The 22,940-nt window shown below is 67.6% G+C and carries 21 protein-coding genes; 10 read left to right on the forward strand and 11 right to left on the reverse strand.

Annotated features, from left to right (window positions below; all coding sequences use genetic code 11):
- Positions 1-4 precede the first annotated feature (4 nt).
- The 3 genes from gnd to dnaA form a co-directional block, all read right to left on the reverse strand.
- Entirely contained in the window at positions 5-898 is an 894-nt protein-coding gene (gnd, locus tag G6N35_RS19085) for a phosphogluconate dehydrogenase (NAD(+)-dependent, decarboxylating) (RefSeq protein WP_163805655.1), read from the reverse strand.
- 23 nt (positions 899-921) lie between these two features.
- Positions 922-2,109: a DNA polymerase III subunit beta gene (gene dnaN / locus G6N35_RS19090; protein ID WP_179967387.1), complete on the reverse strand. Its 1,188-nt coding sequence runs from the start codon at positions 2,107-2,109 to the stop codon at positions 922-924.
- 514 nt (positions 2,110-2,623) lie between these two features.
- Positions 2,624-4,126 (reverse strand): chromosomal replication initiator protein DnaA, encoded by a 1,503-nt coding sequence (gene dnaA / locus G6N35_RS19095; RefSeq protein WP_163805657.1) that lies wholly within the window; start codon positions 4,124-4,126, stop codon positions 2,624-2,626.
- A 561-nt stretch (positions 4,127-4,687) separates the two neighbouring features.
- On the opposite strand from dnaA, the gene rpmH reads away from it, so the two are divergent.
- From rpmH to G6N35_RS19140, 9 genes are all read left to right on the forward strand, one after another.
- Positions 4,688-4,831: a 50S ribosomal protein L34 gene (gene rpmH / locus G6N35_RS19100; protein WP_073695092.1), complete on the forward strand. Its 144-nt coding sequence runs from the start codon at positions 4,688-4,690 to the stop codon at positions 4,829-4,831.
- Positions 4,832-4,849: 18 nt separating this feature from the next.
- Positions 4,850-5,200, forward strand: coding sequence for a ribonuclease P protein component (gene rnpA, locus G6N35_RS19105; RefSeq protein WP_163805658.1), 351 nt, complete (start codon positions 4,850-4,852; stop codon positions 5,198-5,200).
- Positions 5,201-5,202: 2 nt separating this feature from the next.
- A complete protein-coding gene (yidD, locus tag G6N35_RS19110) occupies positions 5,203-5,511 on the forward strand; it encodes a membrane protein insertion efficiency factor YidD (RefSeq protein ID WP_163807787.1) in 309 nt (102 codons plus the stop codon).
- Entirely contained in the window at positions 5,504-6,589 is a 1,086-nt protein-coding gene (gene yidC, locus G6N35_RS19115) for a membrane protein insertase YidC (RefSeq protein ID WP_163805659.1), read from the forward strand. Before yidD ends, yidC begins: the two co-directional genes overlap by 8 nt.
- A gap of 34 nt (positions 6,590-6,623) precedes the next feature.
- Positions 6,624-7,160, forward strand: coding sequence for a Jag family protein (locus tag G6N35_RS19120; RefSeq protein WP_163805660.1), 537 nt, complete (start codon positions 6,624-6,626; stop codon positions 7,158-7,160).
- A gap of 44 nt (positions 7,161-7,204) precedes the next feature.
- A complete protein-coding gene (gene rsmG, locus G6N35_RS19125; RefSeq protein ID WP_163805661.1) occupies positions 7,205-7,909 on the forward strand; it encodes a 16S rRNA (guanine(527)-N(7))-methyltransferase RsmG in 705 nt (234 codons plus the stop codon).
- The gene (locus G6N35_RS19130) at positions 7,906-8,850 is read left to right on the forward strand and encodes a ParA family protein (RefSeq protein ID WP_246224385.1); all 945 of its coding nucleotides are present in this window, start codon (positions 7,906-7,908) and stop codon (positions 8,848-8,850) included. Before rsmG ends, G6N35_RS19130 begins: the two co-directional genes overlap by 4 nt.
- Positions 8,847-9,818: a ParB/RepB/Spo0J family partition protein gene (locus G6N35_RS19135; protein WP_163805662.1), complete on the forward strand. Its 972-nt coding sequence runs from the start codon at positions 8,847-8,849 to the stop codon at positions 9,816-9,818. Before G6N35_RS19130 ends, G6N35_RS19135 begins: the two co-directional genes overlap by 4 nt.
- Positions 9,819-10,046: 228 nt before the next feature.
- Positions 10,047-10,799, forward strand: coding sequence for an acetyltransferase (locus G6N35_RS19140; protein ID WP_163805663.1), 753 nt, complete (start codon positions 10,047-10,049; stop codon positions 10,797-10,799).
- Here G6N35_RS19140 and G6N35_RS19145 read toward each other — a convergent pair.
- From G6N35_RS19145 to G6N35_RS19180, 8 genes are all read right to left on the reverse strand, one after another.
- Positions 10,796-12,043, reverse strand: a complete 1,248-nt coding sequence (locus tag G6N35_RS19145) for an N-acetylmuramoyl-L-alanine amidase (RefSeq protein WP_179967388.1) — start codon at positions 12,041-12,043, stop codon at positions 10,796-10,798. The genes G6N35_RS19140 and G6N35_RS19145 overlap by 4 nt on opposite strands.
- A 135-nt stretch (positions 12,044-12,178) precedes the next feature.
- Positions 12,179-12,511 (reverse strand): thioredoxin, encoded by a 333-nt coding sequence (trxA, locus tag G6N35_RS19150; protein WP_163805664.1) that lies wholly within the window; start codon positions 12,509-12,511, stop codon positions 12,179-12,181.
- A complete protein-coding gene (gene trxB, locus G6N35_RS19155; RefSeq protein ID WP_163805665.1) occupies positions 12,508-13,491 on the reverse strand; it encodes a thioredoxin-disulfide reductase in 984 nt (327 codons plus the stop codon). Before trxB ends, trxA begins: the two co-directional genes overlap by 4 nt.
- Before the next feature lie 109 nt (positions 13,492-13,600).
- Complete coding sequence (locus G6N35_RS19160; protein ID WP_163805666.1) at positions 13,601-14,116, reverse strand: RsmA family anti-sigma factor; 516 nt, start codon at positions 14,114-14,116, stop codon at positions 13,601-13,603.
- 17 nt (positions 14,117-14,133) lie between these two features.
- On the reverse strand, positions 14,134-14,658 hold the full coding sequence (sigM, locus tag G6N35_RS19165; protein WP_163805667.1) for an RNA polymerase sigma factor SigM: 525 nt from the start codon (positions 14,656-14,658) through the stop codon (positions 14,134-14,136).
- Between the two features lie 56 nt (positions 14,659-14,714).
- Complete coding sequence (gene murJ, locus G6N35_RS19170) at positions 14,715-18,266, reverse strand: murein biosynthesis integral membrane protein MurJ (protein WP_163805668.1); 3,552 nt, start codon at positions 18,264-18,266, stop codon at positions 14,715-14,717.
- On the reverse strand, positions 18,263-20,617 hold the full coding sequence (locus G6N35_RS19175) for a DUF6049 family protein (protein WP_163805669.1): 2,355 nt from the start codon (positions 20,615-20,617) through the stop codon (positions 18,263-18,265). Before G6N35_RS19175 ends, murJ begins: the two co-directional genes overlap by 4 nt.
- Complete coding sequence (locus G6N35_RS19180; RefSeq protein WP_179967389.1) at positions 20,614-21,411, reverse strand: NUDIX hydrolase; 798 nt, start codon at positions 21,409-21,411, stop codon at positions 20,614-20,616. The genes G6N35_RS19175 and G6N35_RS19180 overlap by 4 nt, the downstream gene beginning before the upstream one ends.
- 71 nt (positions 21,412-21,482) lie before the next feature.
- On the opposite strand from G6N35_RS19180, the gene G6N35_RS19185 reads away from it, so the two are divergent.
- Positions 21,483-22,934 (forward strand): CCA tRNA nucleotidyltransferase, encoded by a 1,452-nt coding sequence (locus G6N35_RS19185; RefSeq protein ID WP_163805671.1) that lies wholly within the window; start codon positions 21,483-21,485, stop codon positions 22,932-22,934.
- The last annotated feature ends 6 nt before the right edge of the window (positions 22,935-22,940 follow it).

Here is a 22,940-nt window from a genome sequence, read left to right on the forward strand (position 1 = left end):
GGTGTTAGCCCGACAGCGGAACCCGTTTGACAGCGTGGCCGCCGAACTGGTTGCGCAGCGCCGACACTGCCTTCATGGTGGGGGAGTCGTCCTGGCGAGAGGCGAACCGGGCGAACAGCGACGCCGCGATCACCGGCATCGGAACCCGGTGATGAATAGCCTCCTCGACCGTCCATCGTCCTTCGCCGGAATCCTCGGTGTAGCCGGAGATGTCGGTGAAATTCGGGTCTTCCTTCAAAGCCTTGGCCAGCAGTTGCTGCAGCCACGAACGCACCACCGTGCCGTTGGTCCAGGCCTGGATGACAGCCTGGGTGTCGGTGATCAGCGGCTCGGCCGCGAGCAGTTCATAGCCTTCGGCGTAGGCCATCATCAGGCCGTACTCGATACCGTTGTGCACCATCTTGGCGTAGTGGCCCGCCCCAACCGGCCCGGCATGCACGAAACCGTCCGCCAGCGGACCTTCCGGACGCAGGGTGTCGAAGATCGGCATGACCCGCGCCACATCCTCGTCACTGCCGCCGACCATCAAGCCGTAACCCTCGGTCAATCCCCAAACGCCCCCGGACACACCGGCGTCGACGAACGAAATGCCCTTCTTGGCAAGGAGTTCGGCGTGCGGCCCGTCTTCGGTATACCGCGAGTTTCCACCGTCGATCACCAGGTCACCGGGGCTGAGGACCTCGGCAAGAGAGGTGACGGTCTCGTCGGTGATCGGACCGGACGGCACCATCACCCACACGACGCGCGGTGCGGTCAACGCCTCGGCGAGAGCAGCCAGGCTCGCAACATCACTGACCTCGGGACGCGGGTCGTATCCAATGACTTCATGGCCGCCGTCGCGCAGACGCTGGCGCATGTTGAAACCCATCTTGCCGAGCCCGACCAAACCCAACTGCATGTGTGCCTCTTTCCTTGCCGCGGTCAGCCGGGCAGGCGCACCGGCATCAACAGGTATACGTAGTCCGTCTGAATGGCAGGGAACGGTCCGTTGCCATCCAGGTGCTCATCATCGCCCGCCGGCCGCAGCACGGCAGGTCGGCTGGGAGTGGTGAAACCGAATGTCACACGATCGGAATGCAGCGACCCCAGACCATCGGTGAGGTAGGTCGGGTTGAAGGCGATGGTCAACGGCTCGCCGGCGAACTGGACCGGCAGGTCCTCTTCGGCGCGGCCGACATCGTCAGCACCTGCCGACAGGTGCAGTACGCCGTCACTGAACTCCATCCGTACCTGCGCACCACGGTCGGCCACCAGCGCCACGCGCTTGATGGCATCGGTGAGTTCGGCCACACCGATCGAGGCGATGGCGGTGTGCTCGCTGGGCAGCAGCTGGCGGAACTTGGGGAACTCCGCATCGAGCAGTCGCGTGGTGCTGCGCTTGCCGGCGCTGCGGATACCGAGCAGACCTTCCTTGCCGACCGAGGCTCCGGCACCGAGCGCCAAGTGGACTTCGGAACCGGAAGTGCCCGCCTTGGCAGCTTCGGCCAGCGTCTTGGCCGGGACCAGGACCGCCGCCTCCAGGCTGGGGGAGGAGGTCGACCAGGTGAGTTCCCGCACCGCCAGCCGGAATCGGTCGGTGGCGGCCAAAACGACTGTCTCGCCGGAAATCTCGACCCGAATGCCGGTCAGCATCGGCAAGGTGTCGTCCTTGCCCGCGGCAACGGCCACCTGACCGATCGCTTCGGCGAAGACATCGGCGGAGATGACACCGGTTTCCTCGGGCAGGGCCGGTAGCGCGGGGTAATCCTCGACGGCCATGGTCGGTAGCGAGAACCGAGCACTGCCGCAGGTGAGCGACACCCGGGTGCCTTCGACGGTGACGTCGACCGGCTTGGCGGGCAGCGATTTGGTGATGTCCGAAAGCAGCCGGCCTGACACCAAAACGCTTCCAGGAGAAGCGATTTCAGCAGGAACGCGCACCTCTGCGGAGACTTCGTAATCGAACCCGGAGATGGTCAGCCCGTCTTCGGTGCCGGTCAGCAGGACGCCGGCCAGCACCGGAACCGTCGGCCGCGACGGCAGGTTGCGCGCAACCCAGGCCACCGCCTCGGCGAAGTCCTCCCGCACCAGGCGAACCTTCAAGTCGGAGCCAACGGTTGTCGTCGCCACGTCCATAGTGTCCCTTCATCACCCAACATGCTCGGCCGGCGCGCACCCGGCGCCGACGGCGGAGGGCGAGCGTGACCTGTGAGCGACAGCCGCGGAACGGCAGTCAGAAGAACAACCGTAGAGCGTCGGGCGCCAACTTGAAAGCTAATCGATCACGGTGACAGAAGCGCCGGGAGGCAGCCTGTGCCTGGCTGTGTACGCGATCTTCCCCAGGCCCTTCTTTCAAGGAGAAATCTCAATAGAGATATCGGCAACAGTAATAGGGCCTGTGGATCCTGTGCATCGAGCCGTCCAGTGGCTGCTCGGATGTGATTCGGCGATGTGGATGGATTGTGGATCGTTGGTGATGGTTGGCGGGGCCGATGTGGAATTCGGCGGGTTGTTCATCACCATCCCCGCTCGGCCCTCGGTGATACCCGATGTTGTCCACACCGCTGTGCACAACGACGGATGTGACGGCTGTGACCGCTGCGGCCAAAGTTTTTTGGCGGCAGCGGGCGAATGACAGGGATTTTCAGCGCTTGGAGCGCTGCCGGATCCGGGTGGTGAGTTCTTTGACGGTGTCGAAGACCTCGCGGCGGTACGCCATTTCGTTGAGGATCTTCTTCTGTGCGTACATCACCGTGGTGTGATCACGGCCGAACGCCTGCCCGATCTTCGGCAGGGACAAGTCGGTGAGTTCGCGGCACAGATACATGGCGATCTGGCGGGACTGAGCCAGCGCCCTGGTCTTGCCGGGGCCGCGGAGCTCTTCGACAGTGGTGTCGAAGTACTCGGCCGTTGCCGCCATGATGGTCGCCGCGCTGATCTGCATGCTACTGGCGTCGGCGATCAGATCCCGCAGCACGATCTCGGCCAGCGCCTTGCTGATCGGCGTGCGGTTCAGCGATGCGAAGGCCGTCACCCGGATCAATGCACCTTCGAGCTCTCGGATGTTGCGTTCGATGCTGCTGGCTATGAGCTCCAGCACGTCGTCGGGCACGTCGAGACGTTCCATCTGCGCCTTCTTGCGCAGGATGGCAATCCGGGTTTCCAACTCGGGCGGCTGCACATCGGTGATCAACCCCCACTCGAACCGGGTACGCAGCCGGTCCTCGAGGGTGGCTAGCTGTTTCGGCGGCCGGTCCGAGGAGATGACGATCTGCTTGTTGGCGTTGTGCAGGGTGTTGAAGGTATGGAAGAACTCTTCCTGAATACCTTCCTTGCCCTCGATGAACTGGATGTCGTCCACGAGCAGCACGTCGATGTCGCGGTAGCTGCGCTTGAAGGCGACCTTGCGGTCGTCGCGCAGGGAGTTGATGAAGTCGTTGGTGAACTCTTCGGTCGAGACGTACTTGACCCGCATGCCGGGGAACAGCCGCTGGGCGTAATTGCCGGCGGCGTGCAACAGGTGGGTCTTACCCAGACCGGATTCACCCCAGATGAACAAGGGGTTGTAAGCGCGGGCCGGCGCTTCGGCAATCGCCAGGGCGGCCGCGTGAGCAAACCGATTCGATGCCCCGATAACGAACGTCTCGAAGGTGTATCGCCGGTTGAGGCTCGTCCCCGGGGTGTCCGCGGAAGTGTTGCTGCGGGGACGTTCGGTGAAGTACGTCGGCCAGGTCTCGTGCGCGCTGGCCAGCGCCTCGCGATCCTCGTCGACCTCGTCGAGATCGGACTCCGCGGCCATCGGATCCACCGGGATGACGTCGTCGTCCTCGTTTTCGGTCGGCGGAGCGATCCGCACCCCGAGCTCCACGCGGTGGCCGAGCCGACGACTCAAGGCCTCGACGATCTGGGTCCGCAGATGCCGCTCGATCTCGTTCTGCACGAAGCTGCTCGGCACCGACAACAAGGCGAAGCCTTCAACGATGGTCAGTGGTTGAACGAGCTTCAACCAGGCCCTTTGTTGTGGTGTCAGGGGGGAGTCGGGTCCCGAACCGTTCCCGCCGTGGCTGTCGCGATCGCCGTCACCGTTGAGTTCGGCGACGACGGAACTCCACACGGTGGCGAATGCAGAACCGGGATCATCGGTCAACGACAGATCCCCCTGGTCCGATCTCGGGCAACAAATAAACGAGACGACGACAAACTGTCCACATAGTTATCCACAGATGTGGACAGGACAGTCGTCCTCGCCTCGCAGCATATCGGCGGAAGGTATCGGGTCGGCGGGTTATCCGGTCAAACGATGTTGTCTGGACTCCGACCGACGTCACCCTCCTGGTTGTGATTCCCACGCCCGCTTCGAATCTGAAACGGCTTTGGCAGAAGCTAACAGTTTTCGTCGCGGGTGCCAACCGTTCTGCGGCATTGCGATCACCGTGATTGTGACGTACGTCGCGGAGGCGTGACAGGTGTGACGCCAGTGAATTGGTATGCCACGGAGCCGACCTGACAAGGCGGTTTGACCAGACGAAATGACGTCAGTACCCTCGAACAGTCGCCCGAACGTTGGCGACACGGCTGCGACCGGTTTCCGGGACCGCGCCGGTGACGAGCAAGACCAAAGCTTAACAACGGCGGTCGCGTTCGTCCGGGTACACCATGCGCGTGTTCTCCGGGCGGCGACTGCCATACGCAACGAGGAGATATAGCCGTGGCCAAGGGCAAGCGGACCTTCCAGCCGAACAACCGGCGCCGGGCGCGCGTTCATGGCTTCCGCCTGCGCATGCGCACTCGCGCCGGACGCGCCATCGTGTCGGCCCGGCGCGGCAAGGGTCGTCGTTCACTGACTGCCTGATCCACAGGATCACGCGGCGTGCTCCCGGCTCAGTTCCGGATGACACGGTCTGCGGAGTTCGGCGCCACGATCAAGCACGGGGTGCGAGCGGTGCAGCCGGACCTTGTCGTGCACGCGCAGCGCGAGAACAACGGCGGACCCCGGATTGGTCTGGTGGTCTCCAAGTCGGTGGGTTCAGCAGTGCAACGCCACCGTGTCTCGCGTCGACTCCGTCATGTCGCGCGCAACGTGCTCCCCGAACTGGATCCCGGCGACCGGGTGGTCATCCGCGCGCTGCCCAGCAGCAACACCGCGCTCTCCGCACGACTCGAGCAGCAGTTGCGCAAAGCGCTGCAGCGCACCCAGACAGTGATGGAGAAGAACCGGTGAGCATGCAGGGCGCAAGCCGACTGGCCCGGTTGAGGGCTGTGCCGGTGCGTGCACTGATCTTCCTCGTCGAGCTCTACCGGCACACCGTCTCGCCGCTGCGACTTCCGACCTGCCGGTTCACCCCCACCTGCAGCCAGTACGCAGTCGATGCCTTGACCGAGTACGGCTTGCTCAAAGGAAGCTGGCTGACCGTCGTCCGGCTGGGGAAGTGTGGTCCCTGGCATCGGGGAGGATGGGATCCAATCCCCGAGCGGCAATCGCAGCCGGCCCACATCTGCGTGGAACACGAAGCCAGGAGCACACATGTTTAATTGGTTCAGCCTCGACTTCGTCTACTACCCGGTCTCCGGGATCATGTGGCTTTGGTACAAGCTGTTCTCCTTCATCCTCGGCCCCACCAACTTTTTCGCCTGGGCGCTGTCAGTGATGTTCCTGGTGTTCACCCTGCGCGCGTTGCTCTACAAGCCGTTCGTTCGGCAGATCCGCACCACCCGGCAGATGCAGGAGCTGCAGCCCCAGATCAAGGCGCTGCAGAAGAAGTACGGCAAAGACCGTCAGCGGATGGCGCTGGAGATGCAGAAGCTGCAGCGCGAACACGGCTTCAACCCGATCCTCGGCTGTCTGCCCATGTTGGCGCAGATCCCGGTGTTCATCGGCCTCTATCACGTGCTGATGTCATTCAACCGGACTCAGACCGGCATCGGCCGGCTCGGCCTGTCCGTGGAAGAGAACCGCAGCCTGCCCAACTACGTCTTCAGCGCGACGGATGTCAGCCACTTCCTGGACGCCAATCTGTTCGGCGCTCCGCTGGGCGCGACGATGATCCAGCAGCATGGCCTGGAAGCCTTCACCGAATTCAATCGCCTGTCGGTGATTGCGGTCGGCATCCCGCTGATGATCGCCGCCGGCATCGCCACCTACTTCAACAGCCGTGCATCGGTGGCGCGCCAGAGCCCGGAAGCCGCCGCCAACCCGCAGACCGCGATGATGAACAAGCTCGCGCTCTACGTGTTCCCGTTGGGCGTGGTGGTCGGCGGCCCGTTCCTGCCGATCGCGATCATCATCTACTGGGTGTCCAACAACATCTGGACCTTCGGCCAGCAGCACTACGTCTTCGGCAAGATCGAAAAAGAAGAAGAGGCCAAGAAGGAAGAGGCACTGGCGCGCCGGTCGGCCAACGCACCGGCCCCCGGCGCCAAGCCGACCAAGCCCAAGAAGGGTGGCGCTCAAGCCACCAACGGGACGGGCGGTGAACCGGCGGAGTCCGAAGATTCCGGCGCCGCCGACACCCTTGCCTCCGAGGCGAGCGACGGGACCGCCGACACCGCGACCAAGCCGGCGGCTACGCCGCGGCCAGGCGCGCGGCCGCCCAAGAAGAAGAGACGTTGACCGGATTCGGTTCCGGCGAAAGAGGGAGAGACACATGACGGAAGCAGACACCACCGAGTTGACCGAAGCCCCCGAGGAAGAGACCCGGGTGACGAAGGCCGAAGATCTCGAAGAGCGCTTGGTCGCCGAAGGCGAGATCGCGGGCGACTATCTCGAAGAGCTGCTCGACCTGTTGGACTTCGACGGTGATATCGATCTGGACGTCGAAGGTAACCGCGCGGTCGTGAGCATCGACGGCGGAGACGATCTGTCGAAGCTTGTCGGGCGTAAGGGCGAGGTGCTCGACGCGCTGCAGGAGCTGACCCGGCTGGCCGTTCACCAGAAGACGGGGGAGCGCAGCCGGCTGATGCTGGACATCGCCAACTGGCGTCGCCGTCGCCGCGAGGAGCTGAGCGCGCTGGGTGACAAGGTGGCCCGGCGGGTGGCCGAGAATGGTGGCCGCGAAGAGCTCGCACCGATGACGCCCTTCGAGCGCAAGATCGTCCACGACGCCGTCGCGGCGGTCGACGGTGTGCACAGCGAGAGCGAGGGCGTGGAGCCGTCGCGCCGCGTCGTCGTGCTGAAGGACTGAAGTTACATCTATGTAGTTCATCGCCGGGCCCGGCGAACGGGAGGATGTTTCACGTGAAACATACGGGCGCACCGCCGCCCCCGGCCGCGGCCGTGGAAGTGTTCGGACCCCGGTTGGAACTGGCCGAGCGGTACGCGAATCTCTTGACTGGGCCTGGTGTTGAACGCGGCCTGATCGGTCCCCGAGAGGTGGACCGCATCTGGGACCGCCATGTCCTCAACAGCGCGGCGGTCGGTGAACTCATCGAGGCGGACGCTCGCGTCGTGGACATCGGTAGCGGCGCCGGCCTCCCTGGATTGCCCATCGCGATCGCACGTCCCGATGTGCGGGTCGCACTCGTGGAGCCGATGCTGCGCCGGACGGAGTTCCTGACCGAGGCGGTTGCCGAGCTCGGGCTATCGGTTGACGTGGTCCGCGGTCGAGCCGAGGAGCCGGGTGTCCGGGATGCGGCTGGCGGTGCCGATGTCGCGGTATCACGTGCGGTGGCTTCGTTGGACAAACTGATCCGCTGGAGCTTCCCTCTGCTGCGTCCCGGTGGCCGGATGATGGCGTTGAAGGGCGAGCGCGCCGAGGATGAGGTTGCTGAGGCACAGCGAGCGATGGCGTCGTTAGGCGCTACGGATGTCAGGGTGGTGAGATGTGGCGTGAGCTATTCGAGTCCGCCCGTCACCGTGGTGATCGCGGTACGGGGGGAGCGGAGCCCGGACCGAAGGCGGCCGACGCGAGCGGCGGAGAGAAGAAGACGATGACAGTGCCACCGAACCAGGGCCCGCGAGATGTTTCACGTGAAACATGGAAAGAGGCCGACGAGTTCGAGACGCCGATCGGTGCTGCCGCCGAGCGCGCGATGAAGGTGCTGCACACCGCGACCGGTCGCCTGCCCCGGCCCAAGCAGCGCCGCGTCTTCACCGTGGCCAACCAGAAGGGTGGTGTCGGAAAGACGACGACCGCCGTGAACGTGGCCGCCGCGCTGGCCGTGCAGGGGCTGAAGACACTCGTCATCGATCTCGACCCGCAGGGCAACGCCAGCACCGCGCTGGGCATCGCCGACCGTAGATCCGGAACACCGTCGTCGTACGAGGTCCTCCTCGGCGAGATCCCGCTGCAGGCCGCGATCCGGCAGAGCCCACACAGCGACCGGCTGTTCTGCGTGCCGGCCACCATCGACCTCGCGGGCGCTGAGATCGAACTCGTCAGCATGGTCGCCCGGGAGAACCGACTGCGAACGGCACTGGCTGCCCTCGACGACTCCGACTTCGACTACGTGTTCATCGACTGTCCGCCGTCGTTGGGTCTGCTGACGATCAACGCTCTGGTGGCGGCTCCTGAGGTGCTCATCCCGATCCAGTGCGAGTACTACGCCCTCGAGGGTGTCTCGCAGCTGATGAACAACATCGAGATGGTCCGGGCACATCTCAACCCGAAGCTCCGGGTCTCCACCGTGGTCCTCACCATGTACGACGGACGCACGAAGCTCGCCGATCAGGTGGCCAGCGAGGTCCGCAGATTCTTTGGCGACAAGGTCCTGCGGACCGTCATCCCGCGTAGCGTCAAGGTCTCGGAGGCCCCCGGCTACAGCATGACGATCATCGATTACGATCCCGGCTCACGGGGCGCCATGAGCTATCTCGATGCCAGTCGAGAACTCGCAACCCGGGACACCGACGCATCAGTGGAGGCACAGGCATGACGCAGCCGTCGCGGCGCAAAGGCGGCCTCGGCCGCGGATTGGCATCCCTGATTCCGACCGGCCCGGCTGACGGGGGACCGCGGATGGGGGAGGCGGCCGCGGACGTCGTCATCGGTGGCGGCCCCGTGATCGAGGCCGACAACGTCGGCGCGGTGTACCGCGAGATCGATCCGGCGACCATCGAGCCCAACCCACGCCAGCCCCGCCAGGTGTTCGACGAGGAGGCCTTGGCCGAACTCGTGCACTCCATTCGTGAATTCGGTCTGATGCAGCCGATCGTGGTCCGTGAGGTCGCGGGCACCGAACCGGGCGCGGCCCCCCGCTACCAATTGGTGATGGGGGAGCGGCGCTGGCGTGCCGCACAGCAGGTGGGCCTGACGGCGATTCCGGCCATCGTGCGTGAGACCACCGAGGACAACCTTCTCCGCGACGCCTTGCTGGAGAACATCCACCGGGCACAGCTCAACCCCTTGGAAGAAGCGGCGGCCTACCAGCAGTTGCTGGAGGAGTTCGACGTCACCCACGACGAACTCGCGGCGCGGATCGGCCGGTCCCGTCCGGTCATCAGCAACATGATCCGGTTGCTTCGGCTGCCGATCGCGGTACAGCGCCGGGTGGCGGCGGGCGTGCTCTCGGCCGGTCATGCCCGGGCGTTGCTCGCACTGGAAGCCGGTCCGGAGGCGCAGGAGGAACTCGCGGCGAGGATCGTCGCGGAGGGCTTGTCGGTACGAGCAACCGAGGAGGCCGTCACGTTGGCCAACCGGGCCGATCCCAAGCTCCCGCCCGCACCGCGGCGCAAGCCGATCCAGATGCCGGGGCTCCAGGATGTCGCCGAGCGGCTCTCGGGCACCTTCGACACCCGGGTTACGGTGAGCCTCGGCAAGCGCAAAGGCAAGATCGTCGTCGAGTTCGGTTCGGTGGAAGACTTGCAACGGATTGTCGGCATGATGGACCGCTCTGAAGGCTGAAAATCCAGGTAGGACGACACCAGGCACTTACGTCACTGTGACGCTGGCGCCGCCGAGCCTTCGCTGACGTGACCACCGACGGGGGAAAGCAATAGTGCTGCAAGACTTTTCACTGTCAGGCGGAACCGGCGAACGTTGCCAACCCTGCACTGGCCGCCGTCGGCCCAACTCTCCTATTCTGGAGGGGCGTTCGTGCGTCACGACGCCACGTGAAAGCCGGGGAGGCTAGTGTCCGTTCGCATCATGCCGTTGCGACTCGACGGTTTCGAGCAGCTTCCCAAGCACGCCCGCCGCTGCGTCTTCTGGGAGGTGGACCCGGCGACCCTGGATCGCGGTGACTATCTGCCCGACCCTGAGTTCGAGAAGGAAGCGTGGCTGTCGATGGTCATGCTTGAGTGGGGATCCTGCGGCCAGGTCGCAGCCAAGGCCCCGGCCGAAGGGACCGACCCCGGTGCCGAGGACGACGAACCATGTGTGGGTTACATCCTCTACGCGCCACCGCGTGCGGTCCCGCGGGCGCAGCGGTTTCCGACCGGACCGGTGTCCGCGGATGCGGTCCTGCTCACCTCACTGGGCACCGAGCCCGGACAGGGTCAGGAGCTAGCGCATTCATTGATCAGTCAGGTGGTCCGAGAACTGGTGCGCCGTGGTGTGCGGGCCCTGGAAGCCTTCGGCCGTACCGCCGATGCCGTCGAACTCCTCGAGCTCGATCCCGAAATTGTCGAGCCCGGACTGCGGGAAGCCGTCGAGGCATTGGGGGACTGCTCGTTCGAACAGTGCATGATGCCGGCAGACCTGCTCATCGACGCAGGGTTCACGGTTGTCGCACCGCACCGGTACTTTCCCCGACTGCGTCTGGAACTCGACAAGGGGCTGGGGTGGAAGGCCGAGGTGGAAGCTGCTCTCAAGCAACTCCTCGACAGTGCGCAGCTGCAGCAGCCGGTGGGAGCCGGCGCAGAGGTTCGCGGTCAGACGCCCTAGAGAGCGGGGCGGGCCTGCTCCACGGCACGTTCGTGCGCGAGCAACTCGGCAAAGGTGAAGGTGCCCGTCGGCCGGTCGTTCTTGCCGAGCAGATACAAGCGCTTGACCGCGGCGAGAATGCCTTCGGCGATCGAATCCCGTGTTTGCGGGGTCACCAGCATGGCGCGATCGCGCGGGTTGGTGATGTAGCCGACGTCGACCTGGACGGTGGGCATCCTGGTCAACCGCAGCAGATCCCAGGTACGCCCATGGGTACGGCAATCACGTAACCCGGTGCGCGCCACCACTTCTCGCTGAATGAAGTCGGCGAGATTGCGGCCGATCGTCGACACCGAGCCGTGCGAACTCCCGAAGTAGAACGAGGCAACACCGTTGGGTGACGGGCTGGCCTGTGTCTCGCAACGCAGGCTGATCATCAGGTCGGCACCGACGGTATTGGCGGTGTTGGCCCGCTCGCCGTCGGACGGGCTGCGGTTGGCCGGCCGGGACAGGAAGGTGTCCATCCCGATGGCCGTCATCCGGCCTTCGAGCCGACTTGCCAAGTCCCACAAGATGTCTGCTTCGCTGATCGGACCATCGGGGCCGTTGGTGATCAGGCCGTGGTCGCTGCCGCCGCGGCCCGGATCGATGATGATCCGCTTGCCGGACAGCCGCGGCCCGGAGCGGCGAACCAGCTCCTCCTCGCGGATCGCATGCAGTGACCCACCGGTGACGCGGGAACCCAGAAAGTACAAGGAGCGCAACGTTTCCGGGCCGCAGATGCCGTCGGCGGACAACCCGTACTCGCGCTGATAGGACATCAGCGCGTTGTGGGTCTGCAGGCCGAAGTAGCCGTCGACCAGGGCGGTGTAGAAGCCGAGGTCCTGCAACCGGGACTGCAGGGTGGCCACGTCGTCGCCGTACATCGGCGCACCGAACTGATGCAGCAGGGTGCGGGCACCGAGGCGGTAGGAGGCCTCCCGCAGCGCGCGGTAGGTGGCCTCGCCGACGATCCCGTCGACGATCAGACCACGGCGCTGCTGGAAGGCGCGCACTGCCTGGTCGAGTTCGGCGTCGAAGAGATCGGCCGCCACGTGCCGTCCGGTGGTGAGGTTCTCGTCCGGGTTCTCCAGCAGTCCCAGCGCAGCCAGTGCCGCCCTGATCTCGACCACCGCCCCGCTGCGGTCACCGCGGCGCAGGAGGTCGCCGGCGCCGGCACGGTGCCAGGAGGCATCGTCTCCGGCGCCGTGGTCCAGACTCGACATACCGCGGCCCTTCGGTCACCGTGGTCAGCTACCAATGCGCTGACGTTTGCGGACAGGCTAAGCAGCATTCTCGCAGAAGCTGGGGCCATTTCGGAAAACGGCAGGCGAGGCCGCCCGTAACAGAATCGTCTCGACCTAGACCAGGTCGGCGATCTCCCGCAGCAGGGCGGCCTTGCCCTTGGCTCCGACGATCCGCTTCACCGGCTCGCCGTCCTTGAACAGGATCAAGGTGGGAATCGAGACCACCTGGAAGTCGCGCGCGGTCGCCGGGTTGGCGTCGACGTCGAGCTTGGCCACCGTCAACGACCCGGCCTTCTCCGTCGCGATCTCTTCGAGAACCGGGGCGACCATCCGGCACGGCCCACACCAGGTGGCCCAGAAGTCAACCAGCACAGGCGTTTTACTGCCCAGCACATCCTCGGCGAACGAGTCGTCGGAGACCGTTACGGTGTTGTGGTCGTCGCTCATCGTTGTGCCCCAATCATCTCGGAGGTATCGGTGCTACCGGCTTCGTGTGCCTCGGCCAGCCAGCGTTCGGCGTCGATCGCGGCCGAACAGCCGCTGCCGGCGGCGGTGATGGCCTGCCGGTAGGTGCGGTCCACCAGGTCACCGGCGGCGAACACGCCGTCCAGCGTGGTGGCGGTGGTGCGGCCCTGGACCAGGACGTAGCCGTCCGGGTCGACATCGACGGCGTCGCGAACCAGCGCCGAACGAGGATCGTGCCCGATGGCGACGAAGACACCGGTCACCGGCAGGGTGGATTCTTCGCCGGTGACCACGTTGCGGATCTTCAGTCCGCTGACGGTGGTGTCACCCTCGACCGCGACCACAGCGGTGTTGGTCAGGAAGGTGATCTTCTCGTTCTCCCGGGCGCGCTCCAGCATGATCTTGGATGCCCGGAACTCGTCGCGGCGATGCACCAGGGTGACGCTGCGGGCGAAGCGGGTCAGGAAGGTGGCTTCCTCCATGGCCGAGTCACCGCCGCCGATGACGGCGATGTCCTGATCCTTGAAGAAGAAGCCGTCACAGGTGGCGCAGGCGCTGACGCCGCGGCCGAGCAGCTCCTGCTCGCCGGGCACGCCTAGGTAGCGGGCCGCGGCACCCATCGCCAGGATGACGGCGCGGGCGAGGTGCTTCTCGCCGTCGGAGGTCACCACCTCCTTGATCGGGCCGTCCAGCGACACCGCCTCGACGTCCTCCATCCGGAGGTCGGCGCCGAAGCGCAGGGCTTGTTCGCGCATCTCGTCCATCAGCTCCGGACCGGTGATACCTGACCGGAAGCCGGGGAAGTTCTCCACCTCGGTGGTGGTCATCAGTGCGCCGCCGAAGGATGTCCCTTCGAAGACCAAGGGCTTGAGCTGGGCGCGCGCGGTGTAGATGGCGGCGGTGTAGCCAGCGGGGCCTGATCCGATGACGATGACGTCATGCACGGTAGGGGTGGCGGTCATTCCAGCCTTTCTGCTCTGGTCCCGTTGGACAGGCGGGGGCCTGCGACGACGGGACCTCCAGGGCACCTGGTCAAACAACAGGGTAGGCCGGGCTGTTCCCGGGCGTGAACTATGGTCGGCGCACGGTCGTGTCGGCGACCAATCCGGTGGTCACCGAACTGCAGGTCGGTGCGACGGCCAGCACCACGAGGTCCTCGGGTCGCTCGCCGGGTAGCACCAGCACGATGGTCGGCCGGCCGTCGATCTGCAGCGGTTCGGCGCCCAATATCTGCTGGGTACTCGGGTAGCCGAGGCCGGTCAGGCACGACGCCCGCTTCGCCTCGTCGGCCAGCGGGCCGAAGTCCGGGCTGCGACCGACCAGGGCCACCAGATCGCGAGACGACAGCGGCACGGTCGGGGTGACGGTGATCAGGTTCGCACTCGTCGGACTGCTGTGGTTGGTGTCATCGCGGCCCAGCAACGCCGTCGTACCCATCCAGACGGCGGTCAGCACGGCGGCCCCGCCGATCGCCGCGGCGACCAGCCGCCGGTGGTGTCCGGCCGGGCGTGCCGCATGGGCGGCCGACCGGACCGGCGCGTCGCCCGCAGCCACCGTGTGCGCGGCGTCGGCGGGTTCGGGCTCCACCGGACCAGTGTGCCGTCTCAGGGGGCGAGCAGGACGGCGAGTCGGGCCCGGGCCCGGGCGCACCGGCTCTTGATCGTGCCTTCGGCGACGCCCAGCAGCGCTGCGGCGTCGGCCACCGAATAGCCCTGCATGTCCACCGCCAGCACGGCCGCACGCTGCTCGATCGGCAACCGCATCAAGGCGCGGCGTACGACGATCGCGGTGTCTACCTGTCCGGTGCAATCACCGATCGACCCGAACTCCTCGTCCGAGGCGGGTTCGGTGGGACGCGTTCGGCGCACCCGGTCCAGGCAGGCGTTGACGACGATGCGGTGCAGCCAGCTGCCCACCGCGGCGTCATTCCGGAACGACGGTGCCCCGCGGTGGGCGGCCAGCAAGGCGTCCTGCAGGGCGTCGTCGGCGTCCTCGGCGCTGCGGGTCGTCGCACGCGCCAGTCGATACAGCCGGCGGTGATGGCGGCTGATCAGTTCGGCGAACGCATCCCGGTCACCGCCGACGTGGGCGGTCAGCAGATCGGCGTCGGAGCGGGGAAAGCTGGTCACGGCCGGACGCTATGGTCGCCGCGCCGGGCGTGCACTTCACCCCTGTGAGTAAGTGCTTAGGACGCGGCCTTCACGCTCAGCTGCGAGATCTCTGTGCGGTTCTCGCCGTTGGTGGTGCCCATCGTCGAAATCCACACCAGCAGGTAGGTCGTCGGTGCCGAGGCGTTGACCTGGATGGTGTTCGGCCCGGTCTTCAACGTGGTCGCCGGGACCAACACGGTGGTGTCGTCGAGGCTGGCCGGGTTCGCGGTCGACGCCGCGCGGATCTGGACCTGGGTTCCGGTACTCGGCACGGTCAGCGAGACGCTGCCGACCTTGGTCGGCGCGGACAGCTGCAGCATGAGTCCGACGCCATTCTTGAAGTTCGGGAACGGGGTCGGGTCGGTGTAGGTGTCGGTGGCCCAGCCGGAACCGGGCGCGCCGGTCAGCGCCAGCCCGGCCTTGTCCGGGTTGTCGGCCCCGCCGGCCGGCGAGAACACGGTGGCCTTGACGGGCGTGACCGCCTCACCCGAGGCGGTGGGGCTCTGCGAGGTCGACGGGTTGAGGCCCAGCTGGTCGCCCTTGAGGCCGCCGCCGACGTCGCCGAAGATGCTGCTCAACACCGAGGCCAGGATGATCAGCGCCACCACCAGCACCCCGGCACCGATGCCGACGCCGATCAGCAGATTGCGTTTGCGCCGGGCCTGGGCCTCCGGATCGTCCTCGATGTCGGAGTGGCCCGCGGCGGGGGTGGACCCACCGACCGGCTCGATCAGCTCAGTGCGGTCAGCCACCGCCGTTGCCTGCTGGAGAAGGTTCAAAAGTGTTGGGGCACTCCGTATTCCGCCACCGACCTGGACAGAGCGGGCGGCGGCGGCGGAGATCTGGAACGGAATGTCGCGGTTGATCGCGCGGGGCTCGAGTGCCTCACCGGCCGGATCGGTGTCGGCGGGCGCCAGTCCGCTGGGGGTTCCGGATTCCGGCAGCGGCCAGCGGTCCACGAGCAGCGCGTAGAGCGTCGCGCCGATACCGCGGATGTCGTCCTCCGGGGTGGCACCGGGCATCGTGGACGGGAACGCCAGTGCGACGTCACCGTCGATGCTCACCCGCACCCGGCTGGGATGGTCGACGGACAGCGCCACACCGGACTCGTGCGCGGCACCGGCCGCCGCCGCCAGCGATTGCACGGCGCGTGCCCCGCCGATCGGGGACGGCGAGGTGTCGGCGACCTCCTTGAGCGAGCCGCCCCGGATCCACTCGGAGACCACCAGGCCGCCGGAGCCGGTGGTGGCGACGTCGAGCACGCGGGCCACTCCGGGACGTTCGATGCGGCTGAGCTTGAGGGTGCGGGCCAGGATCTCCTGGACCTGTTCGGGTGGCAGCGTCCGGTCGGGGTCGACGAACGTCAGCGCCACCTGTCGGTCCAGCGCGGTGTCCAGGGCCTGCCAGAACTGCAGGCCGGGAGGTCCGCCGTGGGACACCAGCAGGCGGTAGCGTCCGTCGGCGACGCTCGCGCCGGGCATCAGCGGGGTGGTGTCGTCGGCGCCGGGGTGCTCCATCGCGGGCTCGCGGGGGGCGTCGAAGGCGAGCGGCTCGCGGCTCGGGTCACCGGCGAAGTCGGCGTTCGGCGGTGTCGGTCCCACTGCCGGCGCCACGGTTCCGACCTGGATGTCCGTGCTGACGTCCGGCTGGAAGTCATCGGCGGACTGGCGCGGAATCTTCGTGGTGGCATCACCGGGAGTACCGGTGGGGGGTGTGCCCGAGGGTTCGTCGCTCACCGCCGGTCCTTTCCCCGTCCCTACTCCGGCAACGGGTGCCGAAGGCTCGTATCGGAGCGGAGGTTGTCCCGCTCCCGACGAATTGCTGTGCATAGGGTACGTGACGTGGGGATTCGCCGGGGGCCGGTCCAGGGTTGCCGTAGCGGTGGCGGCAACCGGTGGGGTCCGGGTGATCCGGCGCTTGATCGCGGTCCAGCCGGCAACCGCGTCGGGAACCCGGGCGGCGATCATCACGGCGGCCACGATCGGCAGCATGATCACGCCGAGCACCGCCAGCCGCAGCAGCGAGCCTGCGCCGCCGCCGTGAGCGGTGAGCTCCCGCAGTCCCAGCAGCCGGTCCACCAGGTAGCCGACCAGGCCGGCCAGCAGCGAGGCGGCAATGGTGACCAGGATCGTGCGGATCACGTCGAGGTCCAGCAGCCGGCCGCGGGGTGGGTTGAGTGCCCGACGCAGCAGCACGTAGCCCAGTGCCGCACCGGCCAGGAAGCCGACCCCGTTGGCGGCACCCAGATAGCCGGCCACCAGTTCGCGGTCGTCGGTCAGATGCGGTGCCAGTAGCGATCCGGCGATCTTCACCGCGGTAATCGCCACGATGATCAGGATCGGGGTCCAGGGTTGTTCGCGGGCGTAGAACACCCGCAGCTGCAGCAGCACCAGTGCGTAGGGCACCAGAGTGAACGCGGACAGGGCGATTGCGATACCGAGGTAGTTCGCGTCGACCGCACCGAACTTGCCGTAGGCGAACAGAGCGCTGCCCATCGCCGGACCGCCGACGGTCATGAACGCCACGATCGGGATCAGCGTGACCATGGTCAGCCGGGTCGCCAGCGACAGGTCGGCGAGGATCGCGGGCAGGTCGTCGGCAGCGGCGTTGCGGCTCAGCCGCGGCATCACCACCGTCAGCACCGTGACGCCGATGATGCCGAACGGCAACTGCAACACCAGCCAGGTGTAGGCGTAGATGGCCGGCCCGGAAGCTGCTGCGGTACTGGCGATCTGGTTGCCGACCACCAGGCCGATCTGGCTGATCAGTACGTAGAGCACCATGGCGGCGGCCATCGTGCCGAACTTCTTGAGCCGGTCGTCGATACCCCACAACGGGCGCAGGCTGATCCGCTCGGCGCGGATGGCGATCAGCAGCACCGCCGCCTGGGCGAACACGCCCAGCGTCGTGCCGATACCGAGCACCAGCAGCTTGGCGTTGCCCATCTGAACGGGGTCCACCGACAACGGTCCCGGCACGATCACATACAGCCCGAGGGTGGCGATGGCGACCACGTTGTTCACCACCGGCGCCCAGGCTGGTGGCCCAAAAACGTTGCGGTTGTTCAGGATCGCCATGAACACCGAGGTCAACCCGTAGAAGATCACCTGGGGCAGAAGCAGATACGCGAATGCGGTGGTCAACGGCTGGTTGACTTGAGGGTCTCGACCGAGCATCAGCCGTACCAGCAGCGGCGCGGCGGCCACCGAGATGAGGGTGGCCACCAGCAGCAGCGTGGTGGCCAGCGTGACCAGCCGCCGCACGAACGCCTCACCGCCGTCGGGATCGTCGCGTTCAGCGCGGGCCAGCACCGGCACGAAGATGGCGGTGAAGGTGGCTTCGAGCACCAGTGCGGCGATCAGGTTCGGCAGCTGATTGGCGACGGTGAACGAACTGGACAGCGCGGCACCGAGGATCGCGGCCAGCAACACGATCCGGATGAACCCGGTGATGCGGCTGATCAGCGTGGCGAACGCCATCCCCCAGGACCGCGAGACCACCGCGGCGTCGGACAGCTCGGCGCGCACCGCGCGGGTGCGGGGGCCGGGCCGGACGTAGGGGACGGGCTTGCGGGCCGGCGGGGTCATGCGTCGTCGCCTTGGGATTCGCCCGGGGAGTCGTGCCGGCGCGGCCGGTCGAGGTCGGCGGGATCGGGCTGGCCGCGGAATCGGTGATAGAGCCGGCGGCCGACGAGCATCGCCAATACCGCACCACCGGCCAGGGTGATGGCGAACAGCACCTTGCCGTAGGCGTTGGAGTGCACCGACAACCGGACCGGTTCACCCAGGGCCAGGCCGTCCGGGGTGCGCAACGTGACGTCGACGGCGACCCGCTGGGTGAAGTGCACCTCGATCGGAACGCGCAACGGCAGGTAGCCCGGTGGCACCTCCTGCTCACCGATGTCGGTGACGGTCATCCCCGGCGGCGCGTCGACCTGAAGCCGGACCCGAATTGGCACCGCAAGATCATTGCGCACCGCCAGCGGCAGCGGGCTGTGCTCGGTGGCCAGGGTGTAGGAGCCGCCCGGGTTGACGATGGTGACGGCGCGGAAGAAGTCGTCGATGGTCCGGCCCACCACCGCCAGGCGCTGCCGGGCGAGGTCGTTGCGGGTCTGCGGCGACTCGGTCTGACTCAGCGCGCGCAGCATGTCCTCGCGCAGCGGCGCGGTGTACTGCGGGCCGGTCAGTCCGGTGCGCGGGTCGGTGGTCAGCGCCGCGGTCAGGCCCCACAATCGGCCGATCTGGCCGGCGATGGTGGACACCACGTCATCGTCGAACCGGCCCCGGGTGTCGTCGGACGACGCGGGGGCCGGGTTGTCCGCGGGCGCAAGCGCGAGAGCGTCGCTGACCACCGCCGGCAGCGGCCGCGGGACGGCCAGCCCGGAGCGGATGGTGGTGGCCAGTGCGGTGAGCATCGCCTGCGCGTCGTCGGGCTGGGGGCTCCACTTCAGCGGCGGAAGCAGGATCTGGGTGCGCGGCTCGGCCGACGGCTGCAGCGCCCGCCAGAGCATCGAGGCGATCGCGTCCTGGCGCCGCGCCACCGTCGAATCGTGGTTGAGCGGAACGGCCAGTGAGGAGTCGACGTAGGTGGGCAGGTCCGGGTCGGTTCCCACGCCGGCCAGCGCTGCGCCGACCGCCGGGTCGAACGGTGCCACCGCGACCTGAGGGGACAGCCGGTGCGCGGCGACGTCGGCGATCATCGGCTCGCCGGTGGCGGAGTCCTGCGCGGCGATGGCGGCGGCCGCGATCGCCACCGTCGGGCCCTGCCCGTTGAGGAGGTCGACGGCACCGGCGGTCAGCGGCCCGTCGCCGAGGACCGTGGCGCCGCGGGCCGAGGCGACGCCGAGGATCTGATCGACGATGTCACCGGCGCTCGTGGTGGCCGCGGCCTGCAGACCCACATCACCGACGCGGTGCAGTGCCGCGAGGTCGGCCTGCGCGTAGGGCGTGGCGGTCACGCACATCCGCTTGGCCAGCCCGCGCAGCTTGTCCAGCCACACCGCGGCGGCGGCTTGCCCGGTGCCCGGATGCGACGCGGTGCCCAGCCCGCCGGGGCCGTCGGCCACCACGTAGCCGGCGGTCATGGCATTGACGGTCACCAGCAGATCGGGATCGATGGCCAGGCACAATGCCCGGCCGGTCTGCCCGTCCGGGTCCACCGCCGGGCTGGTGGCGAATTCCGCGGCCGACAGCAGGGTGTCCAGTCGGCCGCCCGCGGCCAGCGAGACGGCCAGGTCGTCGTTCATCAGCCGTACCGGGGTGGTGCCGCCCGGCACTCCGGGGGCCAGTCGCGGCTTGTCCGCCAGCGGCCACAACATCGTCACCGCAACGGGTTTGGTGGTGTCCGGCGGGACGACGTCGGCCAGCGCGTCACCGCCGCCACCGGCCTGGTCGGGTGGCACGCCGAGGACCGGCAGCAGGAACCGGGCATCGTCGAGGCGGGCCGGCTCACCGAAGTCGGGGGTGCCGTTGACGTTGACCAGCAGCGGGTAGACACCTGGCTGATCGATGCCCAGCGACGGCGCCAGCCTGCCCCGGATCGGGTAACTGAAGGTGAATCCGACGGCCTGACCGCGCTGGATCTCCGAGGCGATATCGGTGAACTCGCCGACGGGCTGGAACTGGTCGGTGCTGCCGTCGAGGGTGGTACGCAGAGCCGACGAGGACGTGACCGCGGCGGCGTGTTCGAGGCGGGCGACGACGTCGCGTACCGGACGGTCACCGACGTTGGTGATGGTTCCGGTGACGGTGAACGTCGGCTCGCTGGTGGTGGTCACCAGATCGGGGCTCACAGTGTCGATGCGGACCTGGAGGAAGGGGGTGGCGCCGGGTTCGGCTGCAGCGGAGGGGAGGACGGCACGGGGCGCCACGACGAGGGCGAGCACTGCGAGCACCGCCAGCAGCCGCAGTGCGCGGGCCACCCGGGCGGGCACGCTCACGTTCCCGGACCGCAGCCGTTCGTCCGCGGGCCGGACTGACGCGGCCCGGCCTCGTCGGAGCGACGGTTGCGGGTGTGGGAGTGCGTCTGCGGGCGGCGCCGCGGCGCCATGCGGGGCAGCGGCGGCAGGGCGGCCGGGCCGTCGGACTGCAGCAGGTCGATCAGCTCGCCGGCGACCTCGGCGAGGCGGCGCTCGTCGGCGTAGGCCAGCCGGCGGGGCAGTTCGGCCAGCGGCACCCAGGCGACCTCGGTGACTTCGACGTCCTCATCGCACAGCTCGCCACCGGAGAACCGCATCAGGTAGTGGTGCACGGTCTTGTGGACGCGCCGGCCCTCGGTGACGAACCAGTAGTCGATGCTGCCCAGGGCGGCCAGCACATCGCCCTGGATGCCGGTCTCCTCGGCGACTTCGCGGATGGCGGTCTGCTCGGCGGTCTCACCCTGCTCGATGTGACCCTTGGGCAACGACCACAGCATCCGTCCACGCCGATCCACCCGGCCGATGAGCGCGGCCACCTGAGTTTCGCGCGGGCCGTCGATACCGTCGATGACCAGCCCGCCTGCCGATGTCTCGTGCACGGTGCGCAGCCGAGCCGGGGCGCGCCGGTCCTGACGTGGCCGGTTGGCTTTGCCGGGCCGGGGTTTGACGTTGTCAGCCTGGGTGGCGGGGGAGGGTTCGGCGGTGGTCTGCGGGCTGCTGTCGTCGGCGGCGATCTGCTGTGGCGGGCCGGCAGCGCGACGGCCGCGACGCCGACCTCGGCGCCGACGTGGTTTGGCCTGTTCGCCGTCCGACACCCAAGCGATAGTAGCTGGCACGCGATGGCCGCCCCGCCCGCACTCGCCGGACACGATTAGGCTGACCCGACGTGTCACACCCCTCCCAGGACGTCGAGCTCCTCGCCCGCGCCCTTGTCGCGCTCAACGAGCAGGGCGCCCTTCTGCGTGAGCTCGGCGCGTTGTTCGACGCCGCCGGGCACGAGCTCTACCTCGTCGGGGGCAGCGTCCGGGACGCGATTCTGGGCCGGTTGACCAATGATCTGGACTTCACCACCAGCGCCAGGCCCGACCAGATACAGCGGATCGTCCGGTCGTGGGCCGATGCACTGTGGGATACCGGCATCGAGTTCGGCACCGTCGGCGTCGGAAAGTCGGGTCAGCGGCTGGAGATCACCACTTTTCGCGCCGACAGCTATGACCAGGTGTCGCGCAATCCGCAGGTGCAGTACGGCGACCGGCTCGAGGACGACCTGGTTCGCCGGGACTTCACTGTCAACGCGATGGCCGTTCGGATCACCGCGGACGGGCCTGGGGACTTCATCGACCCGCTCGGCGGCTTGGCGGCGCTGAGCCAACGGGTGCTCGACACCCCGGCGGCCCCGGCCGTGTCCTTCGGCGACGACCCGCTGCGGATGTTGCGTGCGGCCAGATTCGTCTCGCAGCTGGAGTTCGGCGTCGCCGACCGGGTCCGCCAAGCGATCGTGGAGATGGCTCCCCAGCTGGCACGCATCACCGTCGAACGGGTGGCCGTCGAACTCGACAAGATGCTGCTGGGTGCCGACCCGCTGGCCGGGATCGACCTGATGGTGCAGACCGGGATGGGTGACGTGGTGCTGCCCGAGATCGGCGGCATGCAGATGGCCATCGACGAACACCACCAGCACAAGGACGTCTACCAGCATTCGCTGACCGTGCTGCGGCAGGCGATCGCGCTGGAGGAGCCCGGCCACCCCGACTTGGTGCTGCGCTGGGCGGCGCTGCTGCATGACATCGGCAAGCCCGCCACCCGCAAGCACGAGTCCGACGGCGGGGTGAGCTTTCATCACCATGAGGTGGTCGGCGCCAAGATGGTCCGCAAGCGGATGCGGGCGCTGAAGTACTCCAAGCAGATGGTCGACGACGTCTCCCAGCTGGTGTACCTGCATCTGCGGTTCCACGGGTACGGCGACGGCAAGTGGACGGACTCCGCGGTGCGCCGCTACGTCGCCGACGCCGGTCCGTTGCTGCCCAAGCTGCACAAGCTGGTCCGCGCCGACTGCACCACCCGCAACAAACGCCGGGCGGCGCGGTTGCAGGCCAACTACGACGATCTGGAAGCCCGGATCGCCGAGCTGTCGGCCAAGGAAGACCTGGCCAGGGTGCGGCCGGACCTGGATGGCAACGAGATCATGGAGCTGCTCGGCATCCCGGCGGGCCCGCAGGTCGGCCAGGCCTGGACCTTCCTCAAGGAGTTGCGGCTGGATCGCGGCCCGCTCAGCCGCGAGGAGGCCACCGCCGAATTGCTCTCGTGGTGGAACGCCAGGGGCGCAGCCGGCGTCTAAGCCGGT

It is taken from the genome of Mycolicibacterium anyangense (assembly GCF_010731855.1).
Lineage (GTDB): Bacteria > Actinomycetota > Actinomycetes > Mycobacteriales > Mycobacteriaceae > Mycobacterium > Mycobacterium anyangense.